At 61.5% G+C, this 13464-nt stretch carries 15 protein-coding genes and 1 pseudogene; 9 read left to right on the top strand and 7 right to left on the bottom strand.

Annotated elements, in window-relative coordinates; genetic code table 11:
• Positions 1–136 precede the first annotated feature (136 nt).
• From gor to rpiA, 3 genes are all read right to left on the bottom strand, one after another.
• Positions 137–1543, bottom strand: coding sequence for a glutathione-disulfide reductase (gene gor / locus NVV77_RS04080; protein ID WP_295411001.1), 1407 nt, complete (start codon positions 1541–1543; stop codon positions 137–139).
• Positions 1544–1625: 82 nt separating this feature from the next.
• On the bottom strand, positions 1626–2141 hold the full coding sequence (locus NVV77_RS04075; RefSeq protein WP_295410999.1) for a DUF2059 domain-containing protein: 516 nt from the start codon (positions 2139–2141) through the stop codon (positions 1626–1628).
• Positions 2142–2173: 32 nt separating this feature from the next.
• Complete coding sequence (gene rpiA, locus NVV77_RS04070; protein ID WP_295410996.1) at positions 2174–2872, bottom strand: ribose-5-phosphate isomerase RpiA; 699 nt, start codon at positions 2870–2872, stop codon at positions 2174–2176.
• A gap of 259 nt (positions 2873–3131) precedes the next feature.
• Here rpiA and NVV77_RS04065 point away from each other — a divergent pair, with 259 nt between their 5' ends.
• The 3 genes and pseudogenes from NVV77_RS04065 to NVV77_RS04055 all read left to right on the top strand — a co-directional run bounded on the left by NVV77_RS04065 (position 3132) and on the right by NVV77_RS04055 (position 5754).
• On the top strand, positions 3132–3716 hold the full coding sequence (locus NVV77_RS04065; RefSeq protein ID WP_295411375.1) for a L,D-transpeptidase: 585 nt from the start codon (positions 3132–3134) through the stop codon (positions 3714–3716).
• A 112-nt stretch (positions 3717–3828) separates the two neighbouring features.
• Positions 3829–4855: pseudogene (gene moaA / locus NVV77_RS04060) on the top strand (GTP 3',8-cyclase MoaA).
• 47 nt (positions 4856–4902) lie between these two features.
• Positions 4903–5754, top strand: coding sequence for a phosphotransferase family protein (locus tag NVV77_RS04055; RefSeq protein WP_295410994.1), 852 nt, complete (start codon positions 4903–4905; stop codon positions 5752–5754).
• Here NVV77_RS04055 and NVV77_RS04050 read toward each other — a convergent pair.
• Together NVV77_RS04050 and NVV77_RS04045 are read right to left on the bottom strand one after the other, a co-directional pair.
• Positions 5751–6161, bottom strand: a complete 411-nt coding sequence (locus NVV77_RS04050; RefSeq protein WP_295410992.1) for a VOC family protein — start codon at positions 6159–6161, stop codon at positions 5751–5753. The two genes, NVV77_RS04055 and NVV77_RS04050, sit on opposite strands and share 4 nt — an antisense overlap.
• A gap of 4 nt (positions 6162–6165) precedes the next feature.
• On the bottom strand, positions 6166–6645 hold the full coding sequence (locus tag NVV77_RS04045; protein ID WP_035086672.1) for an Lrp/AsnC family transcriptional regulator: 480 nt from the start codon (positions 6643–6645) through the stop codon (positions 6166–6168).
• Between the two features lie 285 nt (positions 6646–6930).
• Here NVV77_RS04045 and NVV77_RS04040 point away from each other — a divergent pair, with 285 nt between their 5' ends.
• Positions 6931–8457 carry a HAMP domain-containing sensor histidine kinase gene (locus NVV77_RS04040; RefSeq protein WP_295410989.1) on the top strand — a complete coding sequence of 509 codons (1527 nt, stop codon included), beginning with the start codon at positions 6931–6933 and terminating at the stop codon, positions 8455–8457.
• A 70-nt stretch (positions 8458–8527) separates the two neighbouring features.
• A complete protein-coding gene (locus tag NVV77_RS04035) occupies positions 8528–9166 on the top strand; it encodes a DUF6683 family protein (protein ID WP_295410987.1) in 639 nt (212 codons plus the stop codon).
• Here NVV77_RS04035 and cobT read toward each other — a convergent pair.
• Positions 9147–10169, bottom strand: a complete 1023-nt coding sequence (gene cobT / locus NVV77_RS04030; RefSeq protein ID WP_295410984.1) for a nicotinate-nucleotide--dimethylbenzimidazole phosphoribosyltransferase — start codon at positions 10167–10169, stop codon at positions 9147–9149. The two genes, NVV77_RS04035 and cobT, sit on opposite strands and share 20 nt — an antisense overlap.
• 184 nt (positions 10170–10353) lie before the next feature.
• Here cobT and NVV77_RS04025 point away from each other — a divergent pair, with 184 nt between their 5' ends.
• The 3 genes from NVV77_RS04025 (at position 10354) to NVV77_RS04015 (ending at position 11736) form a co-directional block, all read left to right on the top strand.
• Positions 10354–11040 carry a TIGR02281 family clan AA aspartic protease gene (locus NVV77_RS04025; RefSeq protein WP_295410981.1) on the top strand — a complete coding sequence of 229 codons (687 nt, stop codon included), beginning with the start codon at positions 10354–10356 and terminating at the stop codon, positions 11038–11040.
• An 86-nt stretch (positions 11041–11126) separates the two neighbouring features.
• Positions 11127–11408, top strand: coding sequence for a type II toxin-antitoxin system RelE/ParE family toxin (locus NVV77_RS04020; RefSeq protein ID WP_295410979.1), 282 nt, complete (start codon positions 11127–11129; stop codon positions 11406–11408).
• Between the two features lie 31 nt (positions 11409–11439).
• The gene (locus tag NVV77_RS04015) at positions 11440–11736 is read left to right on the top strand and encodes a HigA family addiction module antitoxin (RefSeq protein ID WP_295410977.1); all 297 of its coding nucleotides are present in this window, start codon (positions 11440–11442) and stop codon (positions 11734–11736) included.
• 3 nt (positions 11737–11739) lie between these two features.
• Here the strand turns inward: NVV77_RS04015 and dusA are convergent, their stop codons facing one another.
• Entirely contained in the window at positions 11740–12762 is a 1023-nt protein-coding gene (gene dusA, locus NVV77_RS04010; RefSeq protein ID WP_295410975.1) for a tRNA dihydrouridine(20/20a) synthase DusA, read from the bottom strand.
• A 165-nt stretch (positions 12763–12927) separates the two neighbouring features.
• Between dusA and NVV77_RS04005 the strand changes: the two genes are divergently transcribed.
• Positions 12928–13377, top strand: a complete 450-nt coding sequence (locus NVV77_RS04005; protein WP_295410973.1) for a universal stress protein — start codon at positions 12928–12930, stop codon at positions 13375–13377.
• Positions 13378–13464 lie beyond the last annotated feature (87 nt).

The raw sequence follows: 13464 nt of genomic DNA, 5'->3' as shown, positions 1-13464 counted from the left end.
TGCCCCGACGCCAATCAGTGTTCCGACGCGGTAGCCGCCTTCCCTATTTACCTCGGGCTCAGTCTGGTGAGCGGCATCGCTGCCTTTTTGATTTCCAGGGTAATTGCCAGACGCGCCCAGCGATAGGACGGGGTCGTCAGCCCCCTGCCTTCTTGCCATCCCGATAAATGTAACTAGGGGCCTTGAAGGTCACGAGTTCCTCCGCGGCGCTGGGATGCAGCGCGATGGTGCGGTCGAAATCGGCTTTGGTGGCGCCCATGCCGACGGCGATGCCGACAAGCTGGATCATTTCGGCGGCGCTGGGGCCCAAGATGTGGACGCCGAGCACCTTGCCTTCGTTCTTCTCGGTGATGAGCTTTAGGACCATGCGCTCGGTCCTGGTGGACAGCGTGTTCTGCATGGGGCGGAAGCGGGCGACGTAGACGTCGATGTCGCCATGGGTCGCGGCCTCCTCTTCGTTGAGGCCGACCACGCCGATTTCGGGCTCGCTGAAAACGGCGGTCGGGATGATCGAGTGGTCAACGGCCTGCGGCTTGTTGTTGTAGACCGTCTCGGCAAAATACCAGCCTTCGCGGATGGCGACCGGGGTGAGCTGGGCGCGGCCGGTGACGTCGCCCACCGCGTAGATCGAGGGGGCGGAACTCTGCGAATAGGCGTCGACGGCGACGCTGCCATCGGCGTTGAGTTTTACCCCGGCGGTTTCGAGACCGAGGCCGGTCGTATTGGCGCGGCGGCCGGTGGCGAACATCACCGCATCATAGGGAGCGGTGACGCCATCGCTGAAGGTGGCGTGGACGGCCTCGCCCATCTTGGAGAGCGAGGCGATGGTGGTCTGATAGATCAGCCTGACGCCGCGGGTGGTGAGGCCTGCTTCAAGACCGATCCGCATGTCTTCGTCGAAGCCGCGCAGCACGCGGTCACCGCGATAGATCAGGGTCGTATCGACGCCGAGGCCAGCAAAAATGGTGGCGAACTCCACCGCGATATAGCCGCCGCCCTCGATGAGGATGGTTTTGGGCAGGGTCGGCAGGTCGAAGGCCTCGTTGGAGGTAATGCCGAATTCGGCACCTGGAATATTGGGAATGAAGGGGTGCGAGCCGGTTGCGATCAGCAGGCGTTCAGCGGTCAGCTCGCGACCAGAACCCAGGAGCTTGATGCTGTTGGGGCCGGTGACGACAGCACGCTCCTTGATGATTTCCACACCGGGCTTTTCGAGATTGGCGGTATAGGCCGATTCAAGCCGGGTGATTTCCTTTTCCTTGGCGGCGACCAAAGTCGGCCAATCGAAACGGGCATCGACCTGCCAGCCGAAGCTGGGGGCGAGATCGAACTGATCGGCAAAGCGCGAGGCATAGACATAGAGCTTCTTGGGGACGCAGCCGCGGATGACGCAGGTGCCGCCGACGCGGAACTCTTCGATGATGGCTACCTTGGCGCCATAGGTCGCCGACATGCGCGCAGCGCGCACGCCGCCCGAACCGGCACCGATCACCAGAAGATCGTAGTCGTAAGCCATGGAAGTCCCCAAGTCGTTCATCGTCATTTGACGATATATCTAGGCGTCTGTCGCGCACAAAAAAAGACCCCGCACATTGGCGGGGTCAATGGTCGGCAGAACCGATCGATCAGATTTCGATGTTCTGGGCCTTCAGCTCGGCACGAACCTTGGCGAAGAACTCGCGCTTGAGGTTGTTCGAGAAGACCTGCATCACGCGCTGGAGATCGGTGTTGATCTCGGAATTGGCCTGGGCCAGCTTCTGGCCGGTCGGGGTCTCGTAGAACGTCACGATCGCCTGCAGTTCCTCGGCGGTGAAGCGCAGGGCGTAGACGCGGGCGAACTGGTCGAGAAGCTCGCCCTTGCGGCCGCGATATTCCTCGATGACCTTGGTGATCGCCGCATTGGTCTCGTCGATGATCTCGGGATTCTGGGTGACGATCTGCTGCATCGCCTCGACGCCGGTCTCGACGATGGTGACTTCATAGACACCGCCGCGGTCGGTCAGGTCGATATACTTGCGCGCCAGTGCCAACTGCTCGGGCGGCACTTCCTGCGCAAAGGCGGGGGCTGCGAGGCCAATCATGCTGGCAGTCACCACGGCCGCGAAGATCGCCTTGGCGCCGCGCATAAAATCCCTGTTCATCCGGTTCCCCATCTGTCTGTTGCGGGCTGACGTCATTTGCCCTTGAGAAGTGTTTTTACGCCATCGGGCGCTGCCACATAAGCCTTGCTGCACATATTGAGAAAAAGTCCGTGCTGGACCACTCCCGGAATGTCGAGCAGATCGCGTGAAAGCGCTTCTGGCTGCGAAATGCGGCCAAAAAAAGCATCAAGGATCAGGTGTCCCCCGTCGGTGACGAAGACGTCCTGCTTGTCTTCGCCGCGCAGCTTCAACCCGCCCTCCGCGCCATGCGCCTTGATCACCGCGTCAACGGCGTGGCGCGTGGCGCCGAGGCCGAAGCGGTTGACTTCGATGGGTAGCGGGAAGCGGCCGAGGGTTTCGACCACCTTGGTGCTGTCGGCAATGACGATCATGGTGTCGGAAGCCGCTGCCACGATCTTTTCGCGCAGGAGCGCGCCACCGCCGCCCTTGATCAGATTGAGATTGGCATCGAGTTCGTCGGCCCCGTCGACGGTAAGGTCGAGCCGGCCGAGACGATCGAGGTCTGAGAGCGGAATGCCGAGGCTTTCGGCCCGGCGGGCGGTAACCTCGGAGGTCGGGACGCAGATCACGTCGAGGCCCTGAGCAACCTTGCTGCCGAGGAGGTCGACGAAATGACGGGCGGTCGAGCCGGTTCCAAGGCCAAGGCGCATGCCGGGGCGAACATCTTCAACGGCTCTCGCCGCTGCTTCGCGCTTGAGATCTTCAGACATGTTCACCTCGCTAATATGCAAGCGTGATGCAGGCTCGCAGACCATGCTGTCAAGCCTTGCTGGCCGGGCTGTTCACGCATTGGTGAATAGCCACTGTAGCGGCGCAGCAACACAATAAGGCAAGGGTGCCACGGATGTGGCTAAAAGGTGACTATTAACCCTTCTCGACTAAAATGCGGAAATGTAAATAGCGGCATTACTTGCGGTGACCGAATCATTGAGCCGCATTCATTCAGAGGCCTGGAAGAGCATGAAGTTTATGAAAGCGGCTATGGCCGTGGTGCTGTCGATCCTGTTGGCGGTAGGCATGGCCGTGCCAAGCCAGGCCGCCCGCGTCTACAATCCCGATACCAATACCTGGGAAGAACCTTCCGTCGTGGCTACGCGTAGCCGCGGCGGCAGCCCGGTCAAGAAGCAGATCGTCGACTACGACAGCAATTATGCAGTCGGCACGATCGTCGTTGAGACCGGCGAACGCCGTCTCTATCTGGTGCTCGAAGGCGGCAAGGCCATGCGCTACGGCATCGGTGTGGGCCGTGACGGCTTCACCTGGTCCGGTAGCCACCGCATCACCCGCAAGGCCGAGTGGCCCGGCTGGACCCCTCCCCCGGCCATGCGCAAGCGCGTTCCCGATCTTCCGGCCTATATGCCGGGCGGCCCGGACAATCCGCTTGGCGCCCGCGCCCTTTATATCGGCTCGACCCTTTATCGCGTGCACGGCACGTCGGAGCCCTGGTCTATCGGCCAGGCCGTATCCTCGGGCTGCATCCGTCTCACCAATGACGACGTGACCGACCTTTATGAGCGCGTAAAGGTTGGCGCCCGGATCGTCGTCAATCACTAAGATCTGACGACAGGAATTTTGAAGGGGTCGCTTCGGCGGCCCCTTTTGCTTGGGGCAGTGCGTACCAGCAGCGCAGAGATCGCAATTCCAATTGCGCCGCTAAAGCCTTAGAATGGCATTCATGAACGCGCCTTTCCTCCCGTCCCGTCCCCTGATCGACCGCTATGGCCGGACCATCAGCTATTTGCGGATTTCGGTGACGGATCGCTGCGATTTCCGCTGCGTCTATTGCATGGCGGAAGACATGATCTTCCTGCCCAAGAAGGACGTGCTGAGCTTTGAGGAAGTCGAGACTATTGCCTCGGCCTTCATCGCACGAGGCACGACCAAGATTCTGGCTGACCGGTGGCGAGCCGCTGGTGCGGCGCGATATCATGGATCTGGTGAGGAGCCTTGGCAGCCGCATCGGCTCGGGTCTCGAAGAGCTGACCATTACCACCAATGGCAGCCAGCTCGCCAAGCACGCCGAGGGCCTCTTCGCCGCCGGAGTGCGGCGGATCAACGTTTCGGTCGATACGCTCGACAAAGAGCGGTTTGCCGCCATTACCCGCCGTGGGCGCCTGCCCGACGTTTTGGCCGGGATCGAGGCGGCGCAGGCGGCAGGTCTCGCGATCAAGATCAACATGGTGGCGATGCGCGGCGTCAATGACGACGAGATCGAGCCCATGATGGCCTGGGCCCATGGCAACGGCATGGGGCTGACGCTGATCGAAGGCATGCCGCTGGGCGAAGTCGGGATCGATCGTGTCGACAGCTACCTGCCGTTGCGCGAACTGCATGAGCGCCTCTCGCGGCGCTATACGCTGACGCGGCTCGACAAGCGGACGGGCGGGCCGGCGCGCTATGTGCATGTCGCCGAGACCGGCGGTGTGCTGGGCTTCATCACCCCGATGAGCCACAATTTCTGCGAAAGCTGTAATCGCGTACGCCTGACGGCGACCGGGCAACTTTTCCTGTGTCTCGGCCAGGAAGACCAGGTGAACCTGCGGGACGCGCTGCGGGAGGGCGGGCCGGAAGCGCTCGACGCGGCGCTGGATCAGGCCATGCTGATCAAGCCCAAGGGGCATGATTTCGTGTTGGATCGCGGCAGCACCGGCGCTCCGGCCGTGGCGCGGCATATGAGCGTCACTGGGGGCTAATGGCCGGGAACAAGCCGCCGATTGCAACAGAGGATGCAGTTGCATTCTTGCGCAGTACTGTTGGCGAAATTGAGCATCTTCATTCTCTAAGCGAAGGCGAGGAGTCGCGGGCCTTTGGATTTCGCTGGAACGGAGAAGATCTCGTTCTGCGCATAAATGCCTCTCGTCGTGATTTCGACATGGACAGGATGGCTGGAGAACGCTTTGGCGCGGCGGACCTGCCCATTCCGGCAATCAGACTGATTGCCCCGATGGGCCGCTACTACGCCTGCGTCTCGGAACGCGCGCTCGGGACAACCTTGCAGGATTTGGCCGTGGGCGGCGCCTATGAATACGGCCGTGCCGTATGCGATCTATTAGACGGGCTAGAGCGGTGCGACACGGGCTGGAGCCAGGGTTATGGGCCAATTTCGCCGGACGGCCTGGGTCGTCATAGAAGCTGGTCCGATTTTCTCCTGTCGATGACCACGCGAGATTGGACATTCCTTTCCCCTGCCCGCGCTGCGCGCCTGCCTCAATTGCTGGGGTGTATCGAGAGCGAAGCGGAATACAAGACCGAAGTCCGGCGGCTCATCCATGGGGATTTCGGATCGAACAATGTGCTGGTGGCAGATGGGCGAGTAACCGGTCTGATCGACTGGTCCGAGGCAATGGTCGGTGACTCGCTCTACGACCTCGCCAACATCTTCTTCTGGCGGCCCTGGCTCGATTGCATGGAACAGCAATGTCGCTACGTCAACGAGAACGAGCCGCAAAGGCTCGACCAGCGGGACCGGCTCGTGGCCTACGCCATCCATATCGGCCTTGGTACCGCCTACGAAGCGGCGAAGGCGGGCGACGGGTCTCTGACCGACTGGGCGTTGGACCGGTGCCATGCCCTACTTGAGGACGGACTTTAGCTCGTCCGTCCTGGGGCTCGTTCTATGAGCTCGACAAGGATGCCGTCATAGTCCCTTACGAAGGCGACGCGCTGGATCATTTCCTTGTGGAAGGCGGCGCGCGGCCGTTCCACCACCTCGATGCCCGCGGCCTCCAGCTCGGCGAATTTCTCGTCGACACTGGAAAAGGCGAAGGTGATGTGACGCAGGCCCGCTTCGTGATTGGGCACGTCGCGGAACCGGTCGACAGTCTTGGTGGCGGGGGCAAAGACCTCGAGCATGCCAGTGCCGGTATCAAAGAAGCCCATTTCGCCGCGATCGACGGGCTTGCGCAATGCCAGCTTCAAACCGAGCAGGTCGCAATAGAAGGCGACCGCCCGGTCCATGTCCGAGACGGTCATGCCGACATGTTCGAAGCCAAGCAGCATGGCTTTACTTGTCGTCGTCGACGACGATGGCAAAGTCGAGCGGCAGGGCCGTGGTGTATTTGATCTGGCCCATGGCGAAGGCCGAACTGACATCGGTCAGATTGATCTTGCTGATCAGCCGCTTGTAGAAAGCGTCATAGGCCTGGATGTCGGGCACGACCACGCGCATCAGATAATCGACGTCGCCGCTCATGCGATAGAATTCCACGACTTCGGGGAATTCATCGATGACGCCGGAGAACTTGCGCATCCAGGCTTCGTTGTGCTCGTTTGTCTTGACCGAGACGAAAACCGTCACGCCGACATTGACCTTGTTGGGGTCGAGCACGGCCACGCGCCGCTGGATAACGCCGTCTTCTTCCATCTTCTGGATACGCCGCCAGCAGGGCGTGGTGGACAGTCCAACCTTGCGGCCGATCTCGGCCACCGGCATGGTTGCGTCTTTTTGCAGGAGCGTCAGTATCTTGCGGTCGATCTTGTCCAGTGCCATCAGGCCCTCTCTTTGAAATCAGTTTTTTCTTATTGACGATTTTTGGGGCACGTACGCAGCGGAAACTGCCATATCGGCATGCGGGGCGCAATAAAATTGCGTGAGGCACTCGTATTATGATTGGTAAGGGAGGATTAACCAGGCACTGGCCCGTTTCGCATCATTCGCGCCGCGATTGGAGCCCGAGTTTCACGGGGTGTTAACCACGCCTCGCCTAACTTCGGCACCGAGCGTTGCGATGGCCGTTGCCATTGCGTGAGTTAGTAATGAGTACCGTTCATGCCGTCTCAGCCGGCCAATAACGCGGACGTCCGCGCCCTCATGGGCCATGACGGCAAGCGCGCAGCCCAAAAGACCGTGCTCGAAGCACGCCAGAAGCTGACATCCAGCTCCGGCACGCGTGCCGAATTCGACTTCCAGCTGATGCATGACTACGCCGAGTCCCGGCGCGCTGCGGCCCTGCCCATGGCGGCTATCGTCGTCATTCTGGCCATCGTTTCGAGCTTCTGGGTCCCGGTGATCTTCTCGGCCTTCTGGGCCGGCCTCGTTATTTCGAGCCTTCTCGTCGTGGTGCTGGTGGCAAGCCGGTTCATCGCTCAGGACCCATCCAAGTTCAACGCCTCGCGCTGGACGACGAGCTTTGTCGCTGCCGAGACGCTTTATGGTCTGGCCCTGTCGCTGCTGGCCCTTTCCACCATCGTTGCCAATCCGCATGACGTCGCGCCGGTGATGTTTGCCATGGTGCTGGTGAGCATCGCGGCCAATGCCATTGCTACCCATACCCTGCCCCCGGCCACGCTGATGAGCACGTTGCCGGTGACGATTACCGTCACGATCAGCCTCCTGGCGCTGGGTGGCACGCTCAACTACACGCTGGCAGCGGTGACCGTTTGCGGCGAGATTTTTTTCGTTTTTCTGGCGCGGCAGCTTTATGCCTCGGACCTTGAGACCCTTTCGCACCAGTCGGAAAAGGACTCCCTGATCGCCGAGCTCGAAGAAGCCCGGCACATGTCGGACGAAGCCCGTCGCCATGCCGAGCAGGCCAATATCGCCAAGAGCCAGTTTCTTGCGACGATGAGCCACGAGCTGCGCACGCCGCTCAACGCCATTATCGGCTTTTCCGAAGTGCTGAAGTCCGAATTGCTGGGCGGCCACCAGGTGCCGCAGTACAAGGAATATGCTGGCGACATTCATGCCAGCGGCCAGCACCTGCTCAACCTCATCAATGAATTGCTCGATCTCAGCCGTATCGAAGCGGGCAAGTATGAGCTGCACGAAGAAGCGGTCTCGATCGTTGACATTGCCGACGATTGCCAGCGCATGATGCAGCTGCGTGCCAAGTCCAAGGGCATCGAACTGCAATTCAGCTATGGCGACAATCTGCCAAAAATCTGGGGCGATGAGCGTGCCATCCGCCAGGTCGTGCTCAACCTGCTCAGCAATGCTATCAAGTTCACGCCGCAACAGGGCAAGGTGTCGCTGGTGGTGACGCGCAGCGCCGATGGCGGCCAACTCATTTCCGTCAAGGACAATGGTCCGGGCATTCCGGAAAACGAAATCGAGACCGTGCTGTCGTCATTCGGTCAGGGCTCGCTTGCCCACAAGACGGCCGAACAGGGCGCGGGCCTTGGCCTGCCGATCGTGCAGCGCATCATGGACCTACATCAGGGCCGGTTTGATCTCTTCTCGAAACTGCGCTTCGGCACGGAAGTGATCGCCACTTTCCCGCGCGCCCGCGTCATGGATGCGCTGGCTCCGGTGACCGAGCGCCGCAACAAGCTCGAAATCTATTCGCAGGCTGGTTGATCGGGCTGGGAGCAGGTCCCAAATTTGCCCTCATCGCCGTCTCTCCTGCCGGCGATCTGGGGTGCATGCTTTGAACCGAATTCTTCGACTGATCGCTGCCTTGCTCCTGTTGCCGGGTCTCGCCCTGGCTCAGGACAATACTGCACCTGCCGCCCCCTTCGACACGAGCTATCCAGCCTCGGCTGTGATTTCGGCGCGTATTCAGCGCCAGTTTCTCGACAGTGTCCGCTGGAGCGTCAGCGCCGAGGCCAGAAACAACCTTGCGGCGGCCTTTGCCGAGCGTCCGGCGCTCGAAATCTGGCAGGAGCTCGTGGCCGCGGACGGGCTCAAGACGGGCAATGTGGCCGATGCCATTACCGCCTATTGGGTGCTAAACTGGGTAACGGCCAATGCCCGCTACAATTTCAAGGTGGACAATCGCCCCATCCAGGCGCAGCTGCAGGCGTCCATGGCGGCGGACGCCAATTTCCGCACGCTGAATGCACTGCAGAAGCAGGAAATGGCCGAAAGCTATATCCTGCGCTTCCTTGTCGAGCATGCCGCGCTCAACGACGCCGTAGTGCGCAAGGATATTACGGCGCTGGGCAAGCTGGCGCTGGCCTCGGTGACGCGTTTCCGTCAGGAAATGGGTGTGGACCTGCTTGCCCTCGAGCCGGGGCCCGAGGGCTTTGCGCCAAAGGCGCGGCCGGTCAGTCCAGCCGGCGACTGACCGAAGCGCTGTCGAACGTCGCCATATTGGTGTGGAGATGCAGGGCGGTCTTGGCCAGGACTACGCCAAGCGCCGCGCCCGTACCCTCGCCGAGACGCATGCCGAGATCGAGCAGCGGCGCCTTGCCCATATGTTCCAGCACACGAGCGTGGGCGCCTTCGCTGGTGACATGGGCGAAAAGGCAATGGTCGATGGCTTCGGGATTGACTGCGTGGGCGATGGCGGCAGCGGCGGTTGCCACATAGCCGTCGATGACTACCGGCACCTTCTGGTGACGCGCGGCAATCAGCGCGCCGAGCATGGCGGCGACTTCGCGGCCGCCGAGGCGGGCAAGGATCGAAAGCGGATGATCGAGGGCGTCCTGGTGCAGGGTGAGAGCCTGGTCGATGGCGTTGACCTTGCGGGCATAGCCGGCGTCGTCGACGCCGGTGCCGCGACCAGCCCAATCAGCGCCGGTGCCGCCATAGAGGGCGGCGAAGATGGCGGCCGCGACGGTGGTATTGCCGATGCCCATTTCGCCGAGCCCGATGATGTCGGGCTTTCCGGCCACCGCTTCCATGCCATAGGCGATGGTGGCGGCGCACATCTGGTCGTCGAGCGCGGCTTCCTGGGTAATATCGCCGGTCGGCAATTCGAGGGCGAGTTCGAAGACGCGCAGGTTAATTTCATGCAGGCCGCAGATCTGCGAAATGGCGGCGCCGCCATTGGTGAAATTGGCGACCATCTGCGCCGTCACGTCCTGCGGGAAGGCCGAAACGCCCTGATCGGCCACGCCGTGATTGCCGGCGAAAATGGTGACCATGGGATTTTCGAGGCGCGGGGTCTGGCGGTGCTGCCAGCGTGCGAGGAATTCTACGAGCTCTTCGAGGCGTCCCAGCGAACCGGCCGGCTTGGTCAATTCGGCATCGCGGCGGCGAACGGCGGCGACGGCGGCCTCATCGCCATCGGGTACGGCGGTCAGCAGTTCCACGATATCGGCGAAGGCAGGATTGAGCGCAGGCATTTTGGGAGTCCGAGATGGCCAAGAGGTGCGGACTTGTTGCCCAGAATGGCCCCAATTGCAATTGAGGCGCCGCGCGGCGAAGCTGCGGCACTGTGACCGCGCCATATGGTCGGCGCAAAGTCTTGAAATCGTGACGGTCTGTCCCTTAATCGAAGGGGATCAGAGGTTGAGGGAAAGCAGAGACATGATCTTCATCGGCATTGCCCTGCTTGTAGCGGCCGGAATCGCCCTGATGATCTCGGCCGATGCCGGCAGCATGATCGGCCTCACCCAGACGCAGACGGCGCAACTGGTGCCGCTCGTCGTCATCCTCATCGTCTTTGCCGGTGGTGCCTTTGCGCGACGCCGGCAGGCGGCTGAGCTGATTGGCGCGCTGGTGCTATGGGTCGGCATCTTTGCCGTGGTCGGGGTTGGCTATGCCTATCGCGATGAATTGATGGGCGTGGTCGGCCGGGTCACTGGCGAACTGCGGCCCGGCGTTGCCGTCGTCGACAGTGAACGCGGCACGGCGGTGTTCCGGCGTGGTTTTGGCGGGCATTTCGAGATTGCCGCCACCGTCAATGGCCATACGACGCCGATGATTTTCGATACGGGTGCCAGCGCCGTGGTGTTGACGCGCGCGGACGCGGAGGCTGCAGGCATCGATCTATCCGAGCTGCGCTATGCGATCCCGGTTTCAACCGCCAATGGCACGGGCATGGCAGCGCGGACGCGGCTCAAGACCATCGAGGTGGGGGGCATTTCGCGGCGCAATATCCCGGCTTTCGTGGCGGAGGATGGCGCGCTCGAAACAAGCCTTTTGGGCATGACGTTTCTGGAGACACTGGGGCGCTACAGCGTGACGCAGAACTCGCTGGAGCTGCAGGATTAGCGGATCAGCCTCGTATCACACTATGATACAAACTCTTGCTATTTGTATCTTCACATGATACATACTCCCAAATATGAGGTTGGGGCGTGATCGTATCTGTCAAAGGACGATTTGCGGAGGACGTGGCGAAAGGCAAGGCTCCGCGGGGCTTTCCGAACGATCTTGTTCGCTCGGCCCAGCGCAAGCTCATCATGATCGACAGCGCTCTCGAACTGCGGGATTTGTTGTCACCGCCCGGCAATCGGCTTGAACCGCTCAAGGGCGATCGCAAGGGGCAGCACTCGATCCGGATCAACGATCAGTGGCGTATTTGCTTTGTCTGGAAAAATGACGGCGCCCACGGCGTCGAGATCACCGACTATCACTAGGCCAACCGTGGCCCGATATGGAGTTCATCAAATGCCCATTCAGATCGTGCCAGCGATCCATCCGGGTGAAATCCTTCGTGAGGAATATCTTCTGCCGCTCAACATGTCGGCGGGCGCGCTTGCCAGGAAGCTGCGTGTTCCCCGTACGCGCATTGAGCGCCTGATCAAAGAAACCCACCCGATCACTTCGGATACGGCTCTTCGCCTCGCAAAATTCTTCGACACGACGCCCCAGTACTGGCTGCAGATGCAGATGACCTATGACCTGGCGCAGGATGGGCCGGCGCTGGCGAGCGAGATCGAGCAGATCGAGGTGCTCGCGGCCTGAGCTTCAGCTCGCGACGGCTTCGGCGCGTTCCTCAACCACCGAGAGCGCATGCATGAACACTTCCGGGCCAGCCTTGGGCTTGCAGGCATCGACGCTGAGAATCTGGCGGAACTGGCGGGCGCCGGGGCGGCCATTGGCGAGGCCGAGCATATGGCGGGCGATGTTGTTGAGGCGCGTGCCCGTCTGCAATTGGGCCTCGGCGTATTCGGCCATGGCCTCCATGATTTCGGCAAGGGTAAGCGTTGACGGCGCGTCGCCGAAGAGGCGGTGATCGACTTCGGCCAGCATCATCGGATTGTGATAGGCGGCGCGGCCGAGCATAACGCCGTCCATGTGCTGGAGGTGCTCGTTGATCTGTTCGAACGTCTCGATGCCGCCGTTGATCATCGTCGGCAGGGGCGCGAGGCGCTGGCGCAGGCGATAGACGCGCGGGTAGTTGAGCGGCGGGATGGTGCGGTTTTCCTTGGGGCTCAGCCCCTGGAGCCATGCCTTGCGGGCGTGAACATAGAGCGCGGCGACGCCGGCTTCGGCCATCTTGTCGGCGAAGCGATCGAGGCTTTCTTCGATGTCCTGCTCGTCGATGCCGATGCGGCATTTGACCGTCACGGGCTTATCGGTGGCCGAACGCATGGCGCGGACGCAATCGGCAACGAGGTCGGGCTCGGCCATGAGGCAGGCGCCGAATTTGCCGGACTGCACGCGGTCCGAAGGGCAGCCGACATTGAGATTGATCTCGTCGTAGCCGTAGAGGTCACCCTGGCGAGTGGCAGCGGCAAGGTCGGCCGGGTCGGAGCCGCCCAATTGCAGGGCGACGGGCTGCTCTGTGGGATCGAAACGCAGATGGCGGTCGGTATCGCCATGGATGATGGCGCCGGTGGTGATCATTTCCGTGAACAGCAGCCCGCGCTTGGTCAGCAGGCGATGCAGGGTTCTGCAATGCCTGTCGGTCCAATCAATCATCGGTGCAACGGAAAAGCGGCGGGCGGTCTCTAGCGAGACTTCCTGGCCGCGCCCCACTTTGGTCATCGGCGCTATTTCATCTGATATTCGGAGTGGCGTCCAATACCCTCTTCCGACCTTGCGGGCAATGCCGGGCGTGATCTGGACCAGGGCGAGCATGATCTGGATCAATGTGTTGATACCAGCGTTGTTCTATAGTCTTGTCATCGCAGCCAACGGGGGATTATCGCCATGTACTCGAACATCGTTTGCGCCATCGACGGGTCGGACCTCAGCACCAAGGCCTTTACCCATGCCATTGCGCTGGCGGGTAAGCTCGGCGCCAGGCTGACCGCCGTCACCGTTACCGATCCTTCCATCATCATCGCGCCGGGCGCGGAAATGATGATGGTAGACACATCAAGCATCCTGGCCGAACTCGACAAGGCCAAGGAAGAATCCGCCAAGAGTGTGCTGGAGGACGCGACCAGGCTGGCGAGCGCCGCCGGTATCAGTCTTGCGACCCACCACGTGCCCGATCTGCCGGCGGCTGAAGGCATTATCAGGCATGCGAAAACTGCGGGCGCCGACCTCATCGTCATGGGCTCTCATGGTCGTCGCGGGCTCGGCCGGCTGCTGCTTGGCTCGCAGGCGGCGGAAGTTCTGGCCCATGCCGAAATTCCGGTTCTGATCATCAAATAGTGTGTCCCTGGCGCTTCGTTCTTCGCGGAAACCGGCACCCCCTTTTCCGCATGAAGCACTAACATGTCAGCTATGGCGCGGCGCCGG

It is taken from the genome of Devosia sp. (assembly GCF_024707125.1).
Taxonomy (GTDB): domain Bacteria; phylum Pseudomonadota; class Alphaproteobacteria; order Rhizobiales; family Devosiaceae; genus Devosia.
This window is presented reverse-complemented; position numbering and strand designations above follow the sequence as displayed.

Bases quoted from the DNA above. Each gene is read 5' to 3' on its own strand.
- rpiA (WP_295410996.1), bottom strand. From the start codon at position 2,872: ATGTCTGAAGATCTCAAGCGCGAAGCAGCGGCGAGAGCCGTTGAAGAT.
- NVV77_RS04065 (WP_295411375.1), top strand. From the start codon at position 3,132: ATGAAAGCGGCTATGGCCGTGGTGCTGTCGATCCTGTTGGCGGTAGGC.
- NVV77_RS04005 (WP_295410973.1), top strand. From the start codon at position 12,928: ATGTACTCGAACATCGTTTGCGCCATCGACGGGTCGGACCTCAGCACC.
- cobT (WP_295410984.1), bottom strand. From the start codon at position 10,169: ATGCCTGCGCTCAATCCTGCCTTCGCCGATATCGTGGAACTGCTGACC.
- gor (WP_295411001.1), bottom strand. From the start codon at position 1,543: ATGACGATGAACGACTTGGGGACTTCCATGGCTTACGACTACGATCTT.
- NVV77_RS04075 (WP_295410999.1), bottom strand. From the start codon at position 2,141: ATGAACAGGGATTTTATGCGCGGCGCCAAGGCGATCTTCGCGGCCGTG.
- NVV77_RS04050 (WP_295410992.1), bottom strand. From the start codon at position 6,161: ATGCTGCTTGGCTTCGAACATGTCGGCATGACCGTCTCGGACATGGAC.
- dusA (WP_295410975.1), bottom strand. From the start codon at position 12,762: ATGACCAAAGTGGGGCGCGGCCAGGAAGTCTCGCTAGAGACCGCCCGC.
- NVV77_RS04040 (WP_295410989.1), top strand. From the start codon at position 6,931: ATGCCGTCTCAGCCGGCCAATAACGCGGACGTCCGCGCCCTCATGGGC.
- NVV77_RS04025 (WP_295410981.1), top strand. From the start codon at position 10,354: ATGATCTTCATCGGCATTGCCCTGCTTGTAGCGGCCGGAATCGCCCTG.
- NVV77_RS04015 (WP_295410977.1), top strand. From the start codon at position 11,440: ATGCCCATTCAGATCGTGCCAGCGATCCATCCGGGTGAAATCCTTCGT.